The organism is Vibrio sp. 811 (assembly GCF_033339195.1).
On the sequence record NZ_JAWOUB010000001.1, the window covers coordinates 420287 to 439473 of the forward strand.

The 19187-nt window shown below is 44.1% G+C and carries 19 protein-coding genes; 13 read left to right on the plus strand and 6 right to left on the minus strand.

The genetic code is table 11. The annotated features are described in order from the left end of the window. The first annotated feature begins 20 nt into the window (after positions 1–20). From R7Q46_RS01765 to R7Q46_RS01795, 7 genes are all read left to right on the plus strand, one after another. Positions 21–389, plus strand: a complete 369-nt coding sequence (locus R7Q46_RS01765; RefSeq protein ID WP_031777210.1) for a hypothetical protein — start codon at positions 21–23, stop codon at positions 387–389. Positions 390–398: 9 nt separating this feature from the next. Continuing rightward, positions 399–1748, plus strand: coding sequence for an HlyD family type I secretion periplasmic adaptor subunit (locus R7Q46_RS01770; RefSeq protein WP_318077248.1), 1350 nt, complete (start codon positions 399–401; stop codon positions 1746–1748). Positions 1749–1751: 3 nt separating this feature from the next. Further along, the gene (locus R7Q46_RS01775; protein ID WP_005389023.1) at positions 1752–3983 is read left to right on the plus strand and encodes a response regulator; all 2232 of its coding nucleotides are present in this window, start codon (positions 1752–1754) and stop codon (positions 3981–3983) included. Next, positions 3958–5382, plus strand: a complete 1425-nt coding sequence (locus tag R7Q46_RS01780) for a TolC family protein (protein WP_062730940.1) — start codon at positions 3958–3960, stop codon at positions 5380–5382. The genes R7Q46_RS01775 and R7Q46_RS01780 overlap by 26 nt, the downstream gene beginning before the upstream one ends. Beyond that, positions 5372–6958: an ATP-binding cassette domain-containing protein gene (locus R7Q46_RS01785; protein ID WP_318077249.1), complete on the plus strand. Its 1587-nt coding sequence runs from the start codon at positions 5372–5374 to the stop codon at positions 6956–6958. The genes R7Q46_RS01780 and R7Q46_RS01785 overlap by 11 nt, the downstream gene beginning before the upstream one ends. Next, positions 6955–9093, plus strand: a complete 2139-nt coding sequence (locus tag R7Q46_RS01790) for an ATP-binding cassette domain-containing protein (RefSeq protein WP_053350479.1) — start codon at positions 6955–6957, stop codon at positions 9091–9093. Before R7Q46_RS01785 ends, R7Q46_RS01790 begins: the two co-directional genes overlap by 4 nt. Before the next feature lie 105 nt (positions 9094–9198). Then, the gene (locus tag R7Q46_RS01795) at positions 9199–9573 is read left to right on the plus strand and encodes a hypothetical protein (RefSeq protein WP_005375619.1); all 375 of its coding nucleotides are present in this window, start codon (positions 9199–9201) and stop codon (positions 9571–9573) included. 26 nt (positions 9574–9599) lie between these two features. On the opposite strand, the gene R7Q46_RS01800 is transcribed toward R7Q46_RS01795, so the two are convergent. From R7Q46_RS01800 to R7Q46_RS01810, 3 genes are all read right to left on the minus strand, one after another. Then, positions 9600–10490 carry an RNA polymerase sigma factor RpoD/SigA gene (locus tag R7Q46_RS01800; protein WP_025768458.1) on the minus strand — a complete coding sequence of 297 codons (891 nt, stop codon included), beginning with the start codon at positions 10488–10490 and terminating at the stop codon, positions 9600–9602. A gap of 333 nt (positions 10491–10823) precedes the next feature. Then, entirely contained in the window at positions 10824–12266 is a 1443-nt protein-coding gene (locus R7Q46_RS01805) for a diguanylate cyclase (RefSeq protein ID WP_167415932.1), read from the minus strand. A gap of 247 nt (positions 12267–12513) precedes the next feature. Further along, a complete protein-coding gene (locus R7Q46_RS01810) occupies positions 12514–12756 on the minus strand; it encodes a ribosome alternative rescue factor ArfA (RefSeq protein WP_318077250.1) in 243 nt (80 codons plus the stop codon). A gap of 365 nt (positions 12757–13121) precedes the next feature. Between R7Q46_RS01810 and R7Q46_RS01815 the strand changes: the two genes are divergently transcribed. From R7Q46_RS01815 to R7Q46_RS01830, 4 genes are all read left to right on the plus strand, one after another. Next, positions 13122–13331, plus strand: a complete 210-nt coding sequence (locus R7Q46_RS01815; protein ID WP_005375625.1) for a cold-shock protein — start codon at positions 13122–13124, stop codon at positions 13329–13331. Positions 13332–13420: 89 nt separating this feature from the next. Beyond that, positions 13421–13966, plus strand: coding sequence for a YaeQ family protein (locus R7Q46_RS01820; protein WP_005375627.1), 546 nt, complete (start codon positions 13421–13423; stop codon positions 13964–13966). Then, positions 13953–14495 carry a hypothetical protein gene (locus R7Q46_RS01825; RefSeq protein WP_167415930.1) on the plus strand — a complete coding sequence of 181 codons (543 nt, stop codon included), beginning with the start codon at positions 13953–13955 and terminating at the stop codon, positions 14493–14495. The genes R7Q46_RS01820 and R7Q46_RS01825 overlap by 14 nt, the downstream gene beginning before the upstream one ends. A 111-nt stretch (positions 14496–14606) precedes the next feature. Next, positions 14607–14966 (plus strand): glutaredoxin family protein, encoded by a 360-nt coding sequence (locus tag R7Q46_RS01830; protein ID WP_005375631.1) that lies wholly within the window; start codon positions 14607–14609, stop codon positions 14964–14966. Positions 14967–15157: 191 nt separating this feature from the next. Here R7Q46_RS01830 and R7Q46_RS01835 read toward each other — a convergent pair whose 3' ends face one another. Continuing rightward, on the minus strand, positions 15158–15784 hold the full coding sequence (locus tag R7Q46_RS01835) for an OmpA family protein (protein ID WP_085569492.1): 627 nt from the start codon (positions 15782–15784) through the stop codon (positions 15158–15160). Between the two features lie 282 nt (positions 15785–16066). On the opposite strand from R7Q46_RS01835, the gene R7Q46_RS01840 reads away from it, so the two are divergent. Together R7Q46_RS01840 and R7Q46_RS01845 are read left to right on the plus strand one after the other, a co-directional pair. After that, complete coding sequence (locus tag R7Q46_RS01840; protein ID WP_005375635.1) at positions 16067–16699, plus strand: thiol:disulfide interchange protein DsbA/DsbL; 633 nt, start codon at positions 16067–16069, stop codon at positions 16697–16699. Between the two features lie 13 nt (positions 16700–16712). Continuing rightward, entirely contained in the window at positions 16713–17186 is a 474-nt protein-coding gene (locus R7Q46_RS01845) for an FKBP-type peptidyl-prolyl cis-trans isomerase (RefSeq protein ID WP_005375638.1), read from the plus strand. An 82-nt stretch (positions 17187–17268) separates the two neighbouring features. On the opposite strand, the gene cyoE is transcribed toward R7Q46_RS01845, so the two are convergent. Both cyoE and R7Q46_RS01855 read right to left on the minus strand, forming a co-directional pair. After that, positions 17269–18168 carry a heme o synthase gene (gene cyoE / locus R7Q46_RS01850; protein WP_005375639.1) on the minus strand — a complete coding sequence of 300 codons (900 nt, stop codon included), beginning with the start codon at positions 18166–18168 and terminating at the stop codon, positions 17269–17271. Then, the gene (locus tag R7Q46_RS01855; RefSeq protein ID WP_086047292.1) at positions 18161–19180 is read right to left on the minus strand and encodes a COX15/CtaA family protein; all 1020 of its coding nucleotides are present in this window, start codon (positions 19178–19180) and stop codon (positions 18161–18163) included. The genes cyoE and R7Q46_RS01855 overlap by 8 nt, the downstream gene beginning before the upstream one ends. Between the last annotated feature and the right edge of the window lie 7 nt (positions 19181–19187).

Consider the following 19187-nt stretch of genomic DNA (forward strand, 5'->3'; position numbering starts at 1 on the left):
AAAGCAATTAGTGCGGTGGGATAATGATAAATATGACAAATCTGTTGCGCTCAGTCGACAACAGCCATAAGGGGCTGCAATTGCTATTAGGCGATTTTTACCAAGATTTCAGTGATGCAGGGATTGATATTGAGATGCTGCATAAACAAAACCGTTTTGAAGCACTCAGATGTTATTCAAAAAGGCTAAAGACCATTCTCGTCTTGTTATGTGATGACGACTTACCACCAAAATTGGCAAAGCTTGAACACTTAAACAAACACCATTTCCCTGCTCCTAATGAATTGATCGAGGACGTTAAAACCGAGCTTAACAACGTAAACAAACAAATTAGCCAGCTGTTAAAAATCGAAAATTCAATCGATAGCCGCACAGGTAGTGAATCGTAGGGGTGGCTCATGAGTAATAAGCAAATAGAACATCACCTCAAAAAGGCACTCGTTTCGAACAACGAAGCTTCGAAGGTAACAGCAGACGATACAATCGTGCTAGCCAGTGCAATGACCAGCGTACACAAAACCTTGCTGGTTATCTTTTTGCTTTCCATGGTGGCTATCGCCGTGGCATCTCAGGCTCGTATCGACATTGTGGTGTCGGTGCGCGGTGAGCTATTGCTCGAATCTGACATCGAAAAAGTGCAACACCTTGAAGGCGGTATTCTAGAAGAAATGCTAGTACGCAAAGGCGAAGTGGTTTATGAAGGTCAGCCTATTGCACGCCTTCGCTCTCTGGATAGAAACACTCAACTTGATACGGTAAACACAGAGATCATTCAGCTTGAGCTAGACAAGATTCGTTACGAAAGCCTGCGCGATATGGTGGAACCCGATTTTTCTGCCTACATCGAAAAGTACCCAGAATTAGTGCAAGTCAACATGAATACCTGGCAGCAAGAGTTTTCCAAAAACCGTTCCAATGAAGAGTTGATCACTCACGATATCCAACATAAGAATTCACTTATTGATTCAATGCTCAAGCGCCGTAAAAGCTCCGAGAACCAGCTCTCCTTGATCCGCAAGCAGCTCAATATTAAGAACACCTTGTACAAAGAGGAAATGGCGTCTTACGTCGATGTTCTGAATATGCAGGTTCAAGAGTCAAACATGGTGCGTGAGATAGAAAACCTTGATGAGTCGGTCATGAATGAGCGCTTCCAACTCGACAAACTAGAGAAGCAGTTCCGAGACTTGGTGGAGAATCGTAACGCCGAGTATCAAGCGCAAATCATTCAAGCAAACAAGGACTTAAAGTTGAAACGTATATTACGTCCTCAACACTCAGATAAAGTGGATCGTCTCGTGGTTTACGCCCCTATTGACGGTGTAGTAGATAAAGTGCACTTCAACTTCCGATCCGCTGTGATACCGCCAGGTGAAAGCATCGCGGACATTGCACCGATCAATAACGCCCTTCATGGAGAGGCGAAGATCCCGCGTAAAGACATGGGTTTTGTAGAAATCGGACAAGCGGTCAAAGTGAAGATGGATACCTACAACTTTGCCAAATACGGATTTTTGGAAGGTCGAATTGCATCGATCAGCCGTTCTTCTTATGAAGAAGAAGACGCAGAATTCTATCTCGCGGAAATCCAAATCAGTCAAAACTATCTAGAGCGCGGAGGCACACAATACAAGCTGTCCCCTTATATGGAGTTTACCGCAGACGTGAAAACAGGTTCACGCCGGGTGATCGAATACGCAGCGAAGCCGGTTATGTCGGCTATCGAAGACGCATTCGATGAGAGGTGATGGATGAGTAGCAAACCTTCTTACAATATTTCCGTTCCTGTTATGCGCCTAAGCATCGCTTTCAGCTTGATGCTGGCTGCCCTCGCCTTTTATTTGTATATCTCTTGGGAAAAAGTGGATTCAGTCGAGAAAGTGCAAAACGCGCCTCTGTTGGTTCAAGCTCAACAGCTCAACCAAACTATCGAGTTTGATATTCAAACGCTTCAACGCTGTTTAAGCGCACGTTATTGCAGTACAACAGAGCTTGATTTTGAGGTTCTGAAAGACGAAATTGACCAATTTAAGTCGCTCGCGTCACTCAACAAAACCGAGTTTAGCTTGGTGGGCGCGACCGAATACACGCAGCTTGAACTGGCAATCAATCGCTTCTCAGACAGCCAAAAAACACGCGACGATGTGTTGGCACTGTACCTCTCGCTCACCAATAACTACCTACAAATGGACGACAACTACCGGACCATATTTAACAACCATGCGAGCGACCTAATGATGGAGAAAAACGAGTTCTTCATTTGGTTGTTTGTGGTCGTTGTCGTACTGGTTGGTATCGCAGTGCTATCGAACTTGGTGGCAATCCTTAAACTGAAAAAATCCAGCTCGAATGAGCGTGACATTGACCAAGAATTCGATGAGCTTTATCAAGAACTCAAACTACTGGATTTACAAAGGTTGGAAGAGTTGCTGAATGAAGTGAGCATCAATCCTAAGCAGCGTCAGATCTACTCACACCTAAAACTGATTTTCAGCAAACTCGAAGAGCAAAAACGCAATAACGATCTCTACAAGCAGCTCTATGCTCTGATTGGTTACGAGATTCGTGGCATCACCAACACCATTAACGGCGGCGTGCAATATCTCGTTCAAGAGACCGATGAGAGCGGAGTGTTGATGGCGCAAGATATAACCTCGGCTGCCAATACCCTGTCTGAATTGGCAGAGAACTACAACCGACTCATTTCACAAGGGACCGAGAGCAAATCGAAAGAGTTTTCACTGCTGAATGTACTGTCTGAATTGATGATTCACATCAGTTCAAAAGTGCAGCGAAATGAAGGTGAGCTAGACTGCTTTATCTCAGATAACTTACCAAACCGTGTTGAAGGACAATCCACCAGCTTATTCTGGGTGTTGTTCCTTCAGCTATCAAATGCCATCCAACTCAAAGCCGACAAGAAACTGTTTGTCACCATTGAATCAGGTGCGGCGTCAGACATTGAAAATACCCGCCTGACCATCAATCTAAACTTCTTAACCACGCTGGATGTGCCGCTTGCCAAGCTCAATACCCTACACTGGAGCGACCATAAACAGCACACTGCAACCAAAGACGATTTGGCGAAAAGCGTGTTGAAAGATTATGGCTATTACGAGAGCCATTGGTATCAATCGGGCAATCAGGAACGTTTTCAAATTCAGCTCGATTTGAAAGCCAAAAGCTTCCACACCGAGAAAACTCGCTTCGACAATAAGCGCCTATTACTGTGTGCCAACTCTCAGTTGCGCATTGATGTGATGAGCAAAATGTTAGTCAACTTGGGCTTAGAGATTACGCCAATTCGAACGCCGAACGAACTCTTCTCTGCGGCAAAAACCTTTGGCGAATACGATGCCATCATGCTGACCGACACGTTCGAGCCAAACAAGCTGCCCTCACTGAGCAAAACGGTGAAATCGCAACTGCGCAATCACCCGAACACCAAGTTGCTGCTCTCGGTCACTAGCACTCAGCAAGCGCAAGAGAGCCATACCTTTGTCGACAAGATTCTGAACTCCCCTGCGATTCCGTATGAGTTTATCCCCAATCTTTTAGCAATCATGGAAGCGGAAGCCTCAGAAGATCAGATGGAGAACAGCTCATTCCTGATTGTGGAAGATGACCGTGTTCAACAGATTCTACTCAAACGTATTTTGAGCAAGCAAGAATACGAAGCCGACACCGTTGGCGATGGCGCAGACGCTGTTCAGCACTTCATGAATCAGCGCTCGGACATCATTTTTATGGACTGCATCATGCCTGGCATGGGCGGTATTGAAGCAACCAAACGCATTCGACAATACGAACAAGAGAGCGGACAAAACCCTTGCACCATCATAGGCGCGACAGCATTGACCAGCAGTAATGAACACCAAGCTTGTATCGAAGCTGGAATGGATTACGTGATCAGCAAACCTTATAAAAACGACGAAATCATCAAGGTGATCAACAAGTATGTGGCGGTACAGAAACTTAACTAGCTGCGTATTGGCAGCGCTTACATTGAGCAATGCTCCTTCGGCAATGGCGACCACCTTGCTTGAGGCGGTCAAACTCGGCTTGGAAAACAATTTATCTCTGCGCGCTAGTGACAAAGGCGTGGAAGAAAACGAATACAACATCGACATTAGCCGTTCTAAGTTCCTGCCTTCTTTAAACGGTGCCGCTGATACAACATGGAATGAAAACGAGACCATATTAACGGGAACACCAGATAAACGTTCAAGCTACAACTCAAATAGCTACAGCGTGTCTTTATCGCAATCGGTGTTTAACCTTGGCGACATCTTCAAATACGGCACCGCGAAGCTGGATTTCAACATTGAGGAAATCAAACACGAGAACAAAATCCAGAGCACCATTTCTGAAATCGCGACGCAATATTTCGAATACCTCAAAAACAACGCGCAAATCAAAGCCACCCAAGTAGAACTTAAATCGTCTGAAACACGTGAGCGCCAAATGCGTCGCAACGTGGAACTTGGCAACACTGCGGCGAGCGAATTGTATGAGGTAATTGCCCAGAAAGAAGGCATTGCCAATCGCTTAAGAACCTTAGAGAAAGACCGGCGCGTAATTTTGAACGGTTTAGAGATTCAAGTTCAATACCCAGTCACCCCATCACAAGACATCTACGAAAGTGTTCCCTTGGAGGAAATCAGCGAATCCGAACAACGTGAGATTCTTGAACAAGCTTTGAAGCTCAATAACGACTTATTGGTTGCGAAGAAAACCGTCGAGCGCAGCCGAAGAGGCTTGAAAGAAAGCGGTTCAAACTTTGTGCCGACCGTATCGCTCTCTGCCAGTTACCGTTACGACGATGCGAACAACTATGACCGAACCGACCCAACCGCAACAGGGGACAGTAACTCGACCAGCGTCGGGTTGAACTTGAATGTGCCAATTTTCTCCGGCGGTTCGGATTACTACGGTTATCAAAAATCGTCGACTGCCATCGAGCGAACCGAGCTGCTGTACCAAGATTCATTGTTCGCGACGCGCAATAGCGTTAACACCTCAGTACTCAACATTAACGACTTCTCCCGCGCCATCAGCAGTTACGAGAACATCATCCGTGCCAACTACGCTTCCTACAAAGGCATTCAACGCGCCTATCAGCTTGGTACGCGAACCATTACCGACTTACTGGCAGCGGAAAGTAAACTGTTCAGCGCGCTACGTGATTACGAGAGCGCGCGCTATGACTACATCATTGAATCGATCAATCTTGAGCAAATCAAAGGCATGCTATCGGTTCAATCTATCGAAAGCATCATGCAGTTGATGAGCGATATCGAAGGCAGAAGCAATCAAGACTTAGTTCCAAAACACCTTCTCTCTAAACCATCGATTAAGAAAGGAGGTCGCAATGCAAACTGAGCACTTTTCCCAAAAGATTAACTTTGCTGACAAGTGTTATCTGACTTTCTCAACGGTCATCTCAACACTGTTTGGTTTAGTGCTGCCCTTTTCGATTCTTATTATCTTTGACCGTGTTTTACCTAACCAAGCCAAAGACACGCTGTTTCTTCTGTTTGCCATTATCTTGATCACCATCTTCCTCGACTATCACTTAAAGAATCAGGAAGAGAAGATTTCGTCGGTGATCATGAAGCAATTCGAAACCAACTTAACCAACAAGGTGTTTCAATCAATCTGTTTGGCTGAGATATCGAAGTTTCGTCGTCTAGAACCCGGTGAATACCTAGAGCGTATTGCGACCATTCCAGAGATTAAATCCTTCTTTGGCGGAGAATCTGTACGGGCATTGATCAACCTTGCTGTCAGCATACTGACCATTCTGATTATCGGTCTGATCAACATCTGGGCAGGGGTGACCATCTTGCTCGCCTCCATCGTTTTAGCAGTGTTCGCACTCAGCCTCTCTAAGCAAAAGATCAACAGCCTAGAAAACAAATCCGACATCGAAGGCTTAACCACCTCGAAAATCATCGAGATCATCTCTAGCCCACTCGATATCAAAGCGCGCAATATGGAATATCGCGTTGAGAGCTTGATGACAAAAATGGTGGAAGAGCGTGAAGTCGAGAACATCAAGTACGAGCAAATTGAATCAAACTTCAGCCTGATCTTGTCGCTCATACAACAGCTCTCCATCGCTTGTGTGGTGGTGGTTTTGGCAACGGCCGTTATCAACATGCAATCGAGTCAAGGCATCATGGCTGCTATCATCATGCTTACCAACCGTTACTTCGCGCCATACCAGCAAGTGATGCGCACGGTGAGCCGCTGGGAGTTGAACAAGCTTCATATTCAACGTATCGCCGAGCTGCTTGAGCTTGCTGCATCAGTAGAACAACAAAATGACACGACGGAAGTCGAGCGCATCTCGGTGAAGTATTCGGAAAAGCAACGCATCGAGTTTGAACGTGGTCAGGCTTACTTGCTAACAGGGAAAAGCGGCGCAGGCAAAACCCACCTCGCGAATTGCATTACGCGACAAAACACCGACGCCAAGCTCGATATCCAAATCAACGAGACACCATTGGATGACGTTAACTACAATGTCTGGCGTAATAGCGTGCTCATGGTCGACAAAACCAGTTCGTTCGTCGAAGGCACCATCATCGACAACCTAACTTGTTTCCGCCCGAGCTTAAACAACACCGCATTTGCGCTTTGCGAAACCATGAACATCAAAGCACAAATCGATGCCCTTCCCGCTGGTTTTTACACCGAGCTAAAAGGACATTTACGCAACCCATTCTCGCGCCAAGTCGCTTATGCCTTGTTGCTGGTACGTGCCTTACTTGCGAACAAACGTGTATTGATCTTCGATGACATCGACTGTGTTTATGATGACGACTTTGCTCGATTGGTTTTGACCAGTACCGCCTATCGTGCCAACGACAAAATCCTCATCATCGTCAGCAACAAGATGGACAAACTCAATCATCGCCTCAAACGCGTCAAACTTACCGGAGGTGACCAATGAGTATTTTGGTTGATTTTAATAATGTCCCTCAGCGCTTGTTGGACTTTGAGGCTCGCAGTTATGACGAGCGATACAATGAGTCACCTTTGATTCGTGGTTTAGCTTACACCCTCATAGCGCTTGAATGGGAAGGCACACCTTCCATCCTCAGCGACGCTTTTATCCCTAAACCAAAAGACAGCGACAGTTTTATCGCTACGATTGAACGCCTTGGTTACCGTTGTGACGTCACCAAACTAAAAACGTTGGAGCACATCGAGGGGCACCCTCATCCTTGTTTTATCGAGATAGAAAACCTCACTGCGATTTTCTTGGGCACCAAAGACGGCAAGCTGATCCTGTTTGATTACACCAATAACAACACCATTGAATACCCGCTCTGCAAGAAGCCGTGCTTGTTGGTGTCGATCAGCGAATACTCCCGCTTATTCCGAGAGCCGCCACCTGAATCTCAAGACCGCAGTAACTGGATTAAATACGCGTTTTATCGCTACAACAATGAACTCAAAAGCCTGATTATTCTCAGCTTCGTGGTCAGCATTCTCGGCGCACTCCAGCCCTTTTTTATTATGAGTGTGTACAACTTCGCCTTAACCTCTAGCTCGCAAGCCACGCTTTATTGGCTCACGTTATTTGCTGTGATTGTTGGGTTCTCGGAATACTTTTTCAAGAAAATGCGGGTCAACATCATCGCCACATCAGGAAAGGATTTGGCGGTGCATATTTCTCAAAACGTAATATCCAAACTGTTGTGGCTTCCTTATTCGATGACATCTACCGCTGGTGTCTCTTCTCAGTTAGCACGATTGAAGGACATCGACACTTTCCGCCGTTTGGTAACCGCAGAGTCAACATTAAGCTACTTCGACATGCCGTTTGTTATCGTATTCATTATTGCCATTGCTCTTATGTCTGGTACCGCAGCGCTAGTCGTTATGGCGGGGTTGATTCTAATGTTGGTGTTCTGTGTTTATTCTCGTTACATCTACTCGCAAGCCACGTCCAAGAGCTCTCGCGCCAACGCCATGGTTTCTTACCAATGGAATGAGATTCTTCGTGGTATAAAAACCATCCAAGGCTTGCCATTATTGCGTGTTATCCAGTCCCGCTTTAGCGCATCGCATTTACAAAGCACCAACGATGCAGAACATGTTTCAGTGACTAATAGCAGGGTTCAGGCAGCAGGCGGGAGTTTGATTCAGGTTATTGGTACCGCAAGTATCGTCGCGGCCGTTATCGGCGTGATGGACGGCACCTCCGATGCAGGTGCAATGCTTGCTACCGTAATTTTAGTCTGGAAGGCGTTGGGGCCTATTATGGGCATCTACAACTCTATTTCTAAGTTCCAATCCATTAAGGCGTCTTCTGCGCAAATCAACAACCTTATGGCGATGAATGACGATAAGCTAACGTTAGAGAAAAGCCCCCCTATTCGCCTCTTTCAAGGTAGTATCGTCGGCTCTGGTGTGAGCCATCGTTATAGTGGTGCGGCAACAGGCTTAACTAATCTTGGTTTTAAAATTCCACCGGGCGCAAAAGTTGTGATTTGTGGACCAACAGGTTGCGGTAAAACGACGCTCATTTCTATTATCGCTGGGCTAGAGGAACGCTATCAAGGCTCAGTTTCGGTGGACGGTTATAACATCAAACAATTCAACAGTTACCGCTATCGAACCTCGATTAACTACATCCCGTTTAACCTGCATATTTTTGAAGGCTCCTTGGAGACTAACTTCATCTTGCATAATGGGTTAATCCCAACAGAAAAAATGCGTGAAATGGTGAGTTTCTTTGAGCTCGATACATGGTTGCCACAAGGCCTGGACACTCAATTGAGCGTTGATATCTGTAAAAGTTTACCAAATGGTATTCAACAAAGACTGCGGCTCGCATTAGGGCTAGGCAACTGCGAACAATCTTTGATTATCATTGACGAGCCATTTAATGGTGCAGAGCAAGAAAATTCCCACTACTTCAAGCGGTTATTTAGCGACAAACTACTCAATAAGACCGTTATTTTCTCAACGAATGATCCGGGCATGATCTCTACATCCAATATGAGCTTAGTCTTGGAGCCAGATGGCAACCTGAAGTATTTCGGGTTAACCGATAAGTACTTAAAAAGTCTAAGTTAAGTTCGGAATGTGGTGTGGTTCATCATTCATACTTGAGCACGGTCATTGACAAAAATGTAAACGATGAGACTATTTACTCTGTAAGCGCGTACACTAAGGAATCCGATGTATACATTTGTTGCAGACAAATTGGATGTGGTTTATTTATCAACGATACCAGAAAACTACCAGTTACAAGACTTCGACGTGCCTGAAGAAGAACTCGAAATTCGTGAAATTGTAGAGGTATGGTATGAGTGTGCGTTTCTTCCTGACTTTAACCTTCAACACATCGACATCGAAAACAAAACTGCTTTGGTCGAGACACAAGCGCAAGTCGTAAACAACTACACAAGTACGCTCGCTTTTTTACTCAAAAGTCGTACTTATCGCGCAGCACTTAACCGATTATTGAGTGTATGGAGATTGGAGGCAGCAGCTAAAGCACAGCTTGAGCTGCTGTTACTTACGGAAGAACAGAGTAGCAAGCCAGTAAATTAATCAGCTAGGATAAGGGGCTAAAAATCTTAAACCCAACCATCGAATCGGAGACGTTTCTGCACGCGTTCAACCGCCTCTATCTGCATCTGACGAACACGCTCGTTAGATACGTTTAATAACAGGCCTATTTCCGACAAGGTTTTCACTCTCTGGTCAAATAATCCGAATCGATGGATCAAGACTTTCTGCAACTTAATTGGCAAAGTTTTAATAATATTTTCAATAGCTTGAGTAAAGCACTGGTTTTCACAGTCTTGTTGTGGATCTGGCGTATACTCACTTTCACACAGTTCAAGAACAAATGGAACACGATGTAGGTCCGCAGTGGTCGATACATCAATAAAACCACTTAGAGCAACAAGTTCATCTATACGTTCTGCTTTCACCCCTGAGCAGCGTGAGAGTTCAGAAATAGACAACTCCTTGCTCTCACTTTTTGACGCATCGAGCTTTTTTAAAGCCAGGCTATTTATCTCTTTGCACACATGAGCAGGTAAACGTACCGTGCGGCCATTGTTCATTAATGCCGCTTCTATATTCTCGCGAATCCACCATACCGCATAAGTAGAAAAACGGTAGCCTGGCTCAGGATCGAACTTATCGACCGCTTTTATCAAACCAATGTTACCTTCTTCTATTAAATCAAGCAGAGTAAAGTTATTGCCTGGCCGTTTGAGGTAACCTTTTGCGATTTTCACAACAAGTCGAAGATTAGACTCAATCAACATTTCGCGCGCTTCTTCATCACCAGCTCGATTAAGTTTGGCGTAATGCAACTCCTCTTCACGAGACAACAAATCAATCCCCACAATATCTTTGAGATAGTGAGCATAAGGGTCTTTCCCAACTGACAACGATTCTTTCATTGACAGTTCATCCGTGACAGCTCGGAACCTAGCAAAGCATTCGTTGTTCATTCCCCGTCCTTCTCAAGCCAACTTATTTCTTATCTTCTTTAATTGTTTTTGTACAACACTGTATGCATCATGCTTTATATGCATTACTTTACACTGAGTGTAGACAGGGGTTCTGATCTTTACCAAGAAATCACTTATCACTTTAAAACAATTACTGCTTCTATGATAAAAACGTGAGCAGGTGGGGGGTTATATATATGAAAGTGCAAGTATTTGTACGCAAATTGGCCTCAAAGAAAACAACGCAACGTGATCGTTAACGCTTACCACGTTACTCTGACTAAAACTTTGAGGCTTGAGGATGGTTTGAAGTATCAGTTGAATTAGCGAGATCTAATTCACTTGACGAAGCGCAGGTTGAAGCTGACAGTCTGTTATAACTTGGAAAACTACACGATTCTTTCCTTCAGACTTACCTTGATACATCAACTCGTCAGCATCTTGCAAGCTCACGATGTGGGTAAACTCAGGATAGTAAGCACAGCCCAAACTGATACTCAAATGAATTGCTTGTCCGCCCAGTATAACAGGCTGATCGTAAACTGCTTTACAGAGCATATTGGCAAAATTGAGTGCTTCTCGCTCTGACAGAGAAGACGTAACGAGTGCGAACTCTTCTCCTCCAATTCTCGCCAATGTCATTCGGTCATCAGTCATCGACTTAGCGGCTTCTGCGATGGCAACTATTGCTCGGTCTCCAGCAAGGTGGCCATATCGATCATTGATTGATTTAAAATCATCAATATCAAACACCATCACCGTTAAGTTTCGCTTCAAATGATTCAGTAGCGCCAATTGCTCAATAAGGTGTCTACGGTTGTATAGCTTTGTGAGAGAATCCGTCAACGTCATCTCCAGCAATTGCTGATTGGCAATCGTTAATTGCCTTGTCCGAAGAGCAACCATACGTTTGAGGGCAAAAATATGATAAAGCGTTGCAACCGCCATGATGAAAATGGCAATAGGGAAAAGATAAAGTGGATAAACCGTTTTCACCACACTCCAACGGGTGAGGATCCGCTCACGATCCGTATCGATGACTTTTTCAAACGCTCTTGATACCTCTAAAATGGAAGTTGCACTGTGCATTCCTGCTGCAATCCGAAGATCTTTACTATATAAGCTAATTGTCGGGACAAACATACCCGCTCCCGGCGTGGTTGCCATATAAAAGTTAGCAACTTGCAGGTCTGCAACGAAGTACAGCACCTTTTTATCGACGGCGGCTTGTATCATCGAATCATTGTTAATGTATTCTGCGATAGGTGCATTCGGGTAATTCGTCTGAACAAACTCAGACTCGTAACTTCCTTTAACAACGCCAATTGGCAGCGTCATTTCGCCAGTTAAAACACTCCTGATATCAACCGAAAGTACATCTTTATTTACGTACAATTTGGTTTGGATAGGCATTATGACTGCGCCAAAGTCCATATACTTCGCTCTTTCGGGCGAGTAGACAAGTCCTCCGTGAAAGTCAGCCTTACCCTCTTTTACGGCTTGTAAAGAAGCATCCCAATCCAAAAGGAGAAACTGAACGTCGATTTGGTTGTTCGCCGCGTACTCTTTCCAAAAGTCGATTAAAATACCTTTAGGTTCACCATCTGGGCTAAGGTAAGAGAACGGCTTCCACGCTTTGGAGTTAGCAACAATTAAAGAATGAGACTCTGACTTGTGTGCATGCGCCATCGGACAAATGGACAGCCACAGTAGTAATAAAGAAGCACACGCTTTTTTACATTTGCAACCATAAGTACCATAACTCGTCGATGACATACCTACTTCTCACCAGTCTTTTTAAACCATAATCTCGGCTGTTTGATTAGACTAAAGATATAGTAGAGTTGCATAATACAGGAAGTGACGCTTATTGATATGAATCTAACTTAGTAAGTTTTAGTACTTAATTGGTACTTTCAACGCTTGGTTCGCTGAAGCAGTTGAAGCAGTTGAAGCAGTACATGATAAATTAGGAAAACTTATCTGGTACTAAAAAATTGAATATCATCAGTTTTGCAAACACCTAGTACCAATAAAAAGCCCTATTCAAAATCCACCTTGGGGAGAACTTTGAATAGGGCTCTTTGCCTCTATGCTTCATTTTACGGCTGAAGCTACCTTTACCTTTTTTCGCTTTAACGACTCGTATTTGGAACAGCTGACTGGTAACGACCGCTTTTAACGCGTTGTCTTTGATTTCACCTCTGCCGAAGTCGGTCTCATGTTGTGAGCCACTCGGTTGAGGACTGATTTTACGCTTTGCCATAAATCCTCCTTAATGGTCGAACCAGATTGGACAATAATTATATAAATAAGTCAAATTTATAGATTTAGTTGAATTTTATGCTAAAAAACTTCACATCACCGTCATTTATTTGAAATTTAATCAAAAACATGCTGGTTAAATAGTGACTAAATACAAATATTTGTCCATAAAGCACTAATATATGTTGACTCTTCGTGGAATTAACCTAGACTCAAACACGGCTAGAAAGAAAGTTCTTTGTTTTCACATTTCGTTGGATTACTTGTAACCCGTCGTCCTGTGGTACGCAATAGCAATTTATTTTTCCACGCTATAAGCGCCGTTGAGGCGAAAGATTACATTATTTAGATATTTAGGAAATAGACATGTCTAACACAGCTACTGGCACAGTTAAGTGGTTCAACGAAACTAAAGGCTTCGGTTTCATTCAACAAGAAAACGGTCCTGACGTATTTGCTCACTTCTCTGCAATCACTGGTGACGGCTTCCGTACTCTAGTTGAAGGCCAGAAAGTAGAATTTGTTATCTCTCAAGGTCAAAAAGGCCCTCAAGCAGAGCAAATCAAAGTACTTTAATTCTTAAAGAATTTGATACGATAGCCAGCTTTTAAAGCTGGCTATTTTTTTGCCTAAAACTTATTTTGCCAACAAAACGATATAAATCTATGGCTCTTAAACCAACCATTTACAAATTTCGTATCGCCATTTCCGATATGAATAATGACTATTACGATTCTAAAAATCTAACTATCGCCCTTCACCCTTCTGAAAAGCCGCAACGAATGTTGGCTCGCATTCTAGCTTACTGTTTAAATGCTCAAAGCAATCTGGAGTTTACAAAAGGACTCTCTACGATTGAAGAGCCTGATTTATGGCATGTTGGCGATGATCAAAGCATTACTCACTGGATTGAAATTGGCGAACCAGAACCAGACAGAATTAAGAAAGCTTCTCGCCTAGCAAAGCATGTAAAAGTTTACACTTATAACACCAAAGCGGCTGTCTGGTGGGACAAAATGTCAGGAAAGTTCTCAATGCTTCCCGTCAACGTAGAGAGCTTTGACTATGACGCTATCGACTTGATTTGTCAGCACCTTGACCGAGGTACTAGCCTTTCTGTTATGATTACTGGCAGCTCAATTTTTGTTGATATCAATGATCAACATATCGAAGTAACGGTGAAGGAACTAAAAAACCATGACGTCTCTTAGTGAACTGAGTCAAGAGATGGGATTTGAAGAAATCCCCTTTGTTAAAGAACATAAAGCAGCAAAGCGACGTTGGTTAAAAGAACAGTCACAACTATTTACAAAAGTTTGTGAGAACAAACCCACAACAGCACCTACTCTTCACCTGCTTGGCCTTTTGACCAAATCACATATTGAAGCAAGTGCTAACTACGAGCAAAATGCTCACTCTACCCAGCGTATGCAGCAAGTTCTGACTGACTCCTTGGGTAATGAGCACGCGGATAAGTTTACTAACCAATCTGCTGAAGACCTAATCTTAGTCACCCACCTTTGGTTATACACGCAAGGCTATTTAAATATGGATTTCAGCTTGGCGCACGATCATGCCGAGCAGACTCAAAATACATTGCAGCACGAGCTTGTCATAAAACGCATGGACGTTGATGCATTCAGAACCGAACTCATGCAAAGTTTTTATCAAGGTAAAGAAGCCCGTCCGGCTTCAGCAAGTGGCTTTTGGGGTTGGTTTACACGTCTATTTTCCGCATAAAATACATGGTTTTATCCATTTCAAACAACTGATAGACTTCACGCTCAGTGCAACAAGCATCATGATTGCATTCTTAAAGGACAATTACCCAATGAACATCAAGGGATCATTATGAAGTTTATCCGTTGGATTTTAGGCAAGGTTATCTTATTGCTGAACGCGGTGTTCTCACCTCGTGGTATTAAGCGCACCGCAGAAGAACAGCAACGTATTGATGAAAAAGCGAAACAATACGCACTTTACCAATTTGAAGCCTGCCCTTTTTGCGTAAAGGTCCGCCGTGCAATGAAGCGTCAATCGGTGAACATTGAGCTACGTGATGCAAAAAATAACCCGACTCATCGAGCTGAACTAGAGCAAGGTGGTGGGCGAGTTAAAGTCCCTTGTCTTCGTATCGAAAAAGATGGCGAGACACAGTGGTTATACGAGTCATCTGACATCGTCGCTTACGTTGAAAAAGAATTTGCCTAAGTTCCCCCTATGAACATTGGCGGATGTAAAAGAGGCACCTAACGGTGCCTCTTTTCTATTTTTTCTAGCTAAATGTTGCCGTGCGAGCTTTCCTTATTCAGTCTTCTTGCTCAACTCCGAACTTAAACTCCACTAAGCAAATAACGGGTATGCAAGAACAACACAACGAAGATTACCGCCTAACGTCTGCGTTATTCATCCACGATCAATGTTAGCTCTACGCGCCGATTGCAAGCTTTACCACTCGCTGTCGCATTGCTGCACTTCGGTACATACTCTCCGAAGCCTCTAGAAAACACTCGTTGACGTGGAATACTCGTCGCCAATAGTTGTTTTTCTACTTCACGAGCTCGCTTTTCAGATAGCGTGTCGTTGAAGCTTTCAGCTCCCGTACTATCCGCATGACCATCAATCACGACATCAACATCAGTTCTTCCCGCCAGATAGTGACCAATGTTTCGGATCCAGTCTTGAGATTGAGCAGATAACCTTGCTGAGCCCGTTTGAAAATGCACTTGCTCTTTCAAACGTATCATCAGGTGGCCACCACTGAGCGTCTCGTGAGGAATGTTATGCCTGCTCAGGAACATTTCCAGAGAGGTCACGTTTTGCGACTTTTTTACTGACGCCCTCGCCGTTTGATATGAACGAGAGGAAGAAGCCACATTGGATGCGCTCGGGTATCCCCACTCTGGGTGTCTCAGCTCAGTGTTTGATTTAGGAGCTGTATCTAAAATGTTCCCACCTGGGACCATATCTTGATCGAGGCTACTGCACCCGGCCAGAATGCCACAAACAATTAAAAACCAATGCTTCATACCATTACCAACGTAGAAAAACTCTTGTTCATTGTGTCGACAAAACACGCCGAATCTTTAGCGCTTTTGTCCACCGATTGGTTTGTCTATGCAGCGTTCATGCCACTGGAGTCAATGCAAAATCATCTCTCAAATAAAAAGCAACACTAAAATACCCTACCCTTACAGCCCATACGTCAGGCAAAGTCTGTTACCAATGGTCTCACTTTATTGTTATTTAATGGTTTTAGTCACTATCGTTAACCGATAAACTAACGCAAATTTCTCATTTAGAGCACTACTATGTTAAAAACCATATCGAAAGGCTTTGCTGTTGTTGTTGCCGTAATGGCTTTGTCGGCATGCGATAGCGGCAAGAGTCAGCCTCAGCAAGGCAAACAATACGAAGTTTTGCCAGTATCCCTTGAAGAATATGATTTAGCTCCCCTGACTGAAGCATTCTCTTTAACTTGTGGCCACTGCCGCTCAATGGAAGAGTTTGTCCCTCAAATTGAATCATTGACCGATCAAAGCGTTGAAAAAATGCATGTAACGTTCAATGAAAGTGCACAAGTGAGCGCCATCATCTTCTATACTGCCGTAATGCAGCTTGAATCAACACCAGATAAAGCGTTTATGGCAGATCTTTTTACTGCTGTGCAAATGGGTGCCGATGCAACGGCTGAGGAACGCCAAATCGCTGTTGAGAAAGCCTTTGAGTCTCGCAACCTTATCAGCCCTTACCATTTAGATGAAGCACAGCAAAAAACGCTGTTTGAGTACATCACTAAGGCAGAAGCGATCACGACTCGCGGCCAAATTAACTCCGTTCCAGCCTTTATCGTAAACGGAAAATATCAAGTGATTACTGGTGGTCATGACAGCGTTGAAGCCATGGCAGAAACCATCAACTTTTTGCTAAAACAACCTAAATAGACAAGGAGATTACGTGTCTAAATTTTTGTTTCCTCTTATTATTTTTATTTTGGCGGGCTTTTTCATTTACCGTACTTGGACAAACCATAAAGTAGCAGATGAAAACTTTGCCAAAGGCCAAGCATTCTTACTAGAAAATGCGAAAAAAGAAGGCGTCATCACAACAGAAAGTGGCCTTCAATACATGGTTCTTGAAAAAGGCGAAGGTGAGGTTCACCCAACGGCAACAAGTAAAGTAAAAGTACACTACCACGGCACCTTGATTGATGGCACGGTATTCGATAGCTCTGTTAATCGTGGTGAGCCTATTTCATTTGGTCTTAACCAAGTCATTAAAGGCTGGCAAGAAGGTCTACAATACATGGTAGAAGGTGAGAAAATCCGCCTTTTCGTACCAAGCACGCTTGGCTATGGTAAGAGTGGCTCTGGCCCAATTCCACCAGCAAGTGTTTTGATCTTTGATGTTGAACTGCTAGAAATTCAATAAATCTAGAAAGCTTTGTCTTAAAGCCAAAGTATCAAAACCAAAAACGCCGCGAACCACGCGGCGTTTTCTGTTTTAAGAGAGGTTAAAAACCAATATAGTGATCCGAAAGCAATGCAATGAACAACGCCAAAAGATGATAGATAGAGAATTTAAACGTCTCCATCGCGGTATTTGGCTCTGGTGCATATTTTAGCTTCCATGCATGGTACATAAAGCCAACATTGAGTAGTAGCGAGGCAAAAAGATACACCACGCCGACCATACCAACCAAAACCGGTAGGACACAAACCAAAGTCAATAGCACCGTATACAACAGAATAGAAGTTTTGGTGTACTCAATGCCGTGTGTCACTGGCAGCATGGGAATATCTACCTTGCGGTAATCCTCGACACGATGAATAGCCAGAGCCCAAAAATGTGGTGGCGTCCAGATAAAAATGATCATCACGAGCAGCCAAGCATTCGCATGTAATTGCCCTGTTACAGCAGTCCAACCGAGAAGAGGCGGCATCGCACCGGCAATCCCTGCAATGACGATATTTTGGGGCGTAGCACGTTTGAGGTACATTGTGTATACCATCGCATAGCCGAGCAAACTCATCAAAGTCAACCATGCCGTCAGCGGGTTGACCATCGCATATAGAAGTACAAACCCTAAGACACCTAAAACTGTAGCGAAGGCTATCACCGATGATGGCTTAGTCTCACCCGATGGCAATGGTCGTTTGTGTGTGCGTGCCATTCTCGCATCAATTCGGCGGTCAATTAGATGATTAAACGCTGCCGCAGACCCGGCCATCAGACCAATCCCCGTTAGGCCAACTACCGCCTGCAACCAGGGGAAATCATCAACCGGGGCTAAGCTCATCCCTACTACTGCCGTCACCAACATTAACGCCACCACTTTAGGTTTCGTTAACTTCAAATAAACGGAACTTAGTCGCTTTCGCCCATTTAACGACAGCGCGATTTCTTTACTCATAGCGAACTCCTTTCGCGGTGTAATTCCAAGCCGTTTTACCCTGCCACAAGTAAAACTGACTAACACAAACGAGACTCAACATAACAGCGGCACCAAGGTTGTGCGCCACCGCGACATAGATAGGAAGTTGAAATACTACGTTGCTTACACCCAGCATAATTTGGCACACCAGAGTGAATAACAACCACCCTCCGATTCTCTGTGAATGATGAGAATCTTGCCTCATAAGCCCAATACTATAAGCCAATACCACGGTGGCGGTAACAATAGCGCCTATACGATGAGTGACGTGTATAGTCATTCTTGCCGGATACTCCAAAACACCAAATTCATAATTCTCGAATCCAGTTTGCCAGAAAGAAAACGCTTCTTTCCATGAGAGATGGCTCATCCAGTCTCCCTCACAAATCGGCAGTGTGGTACACATCAGCGCAGCATAATTTGACGAAGTCCATCCTCCAAGGAGCACTTGCACCAAAACAACCAGAAAAACCAACAATGAAAAGCCTCTCAGAGAGCTAGAAGATGGAGAGAAATAGAGATTGTTTTGCGCTTTTAATTGGCAGTAAAAAATCGCCTGTAACGCCAATAAAACAAAACCACCGAGCAAGTGAAGCATCACGATGACGGGCATTAATTTAAGAGTAACTGTCCACATTCCCAAAAGTGCCTGCCCAATCACCAATACGCTTAGCAACATCGGAATGATTGAATTTACACGCTCAGACCTTACTGATATTGCAGCCATCGCAAAAATGACTAAACCTAACGTTCCTGCAAAATAGCGATGAATCATCTCAAGCCATGCTTTCTCATGCTCTACTGCCCGCTCGGGGAAGTTCAGGTTAGCACGTATGACGTCTTCTTCTTGATGCGGCACAGAAAAGTGCCCATAACAACCAGGCCAATCCGGGCAACCTAACCCTGCATCTGAAAGGCGAGTATATGCCCCTAACATGATCACCACGAGAGTTAGCAGCAAACTGAATCTAACCAACTGAATTAATTTCATATGCACT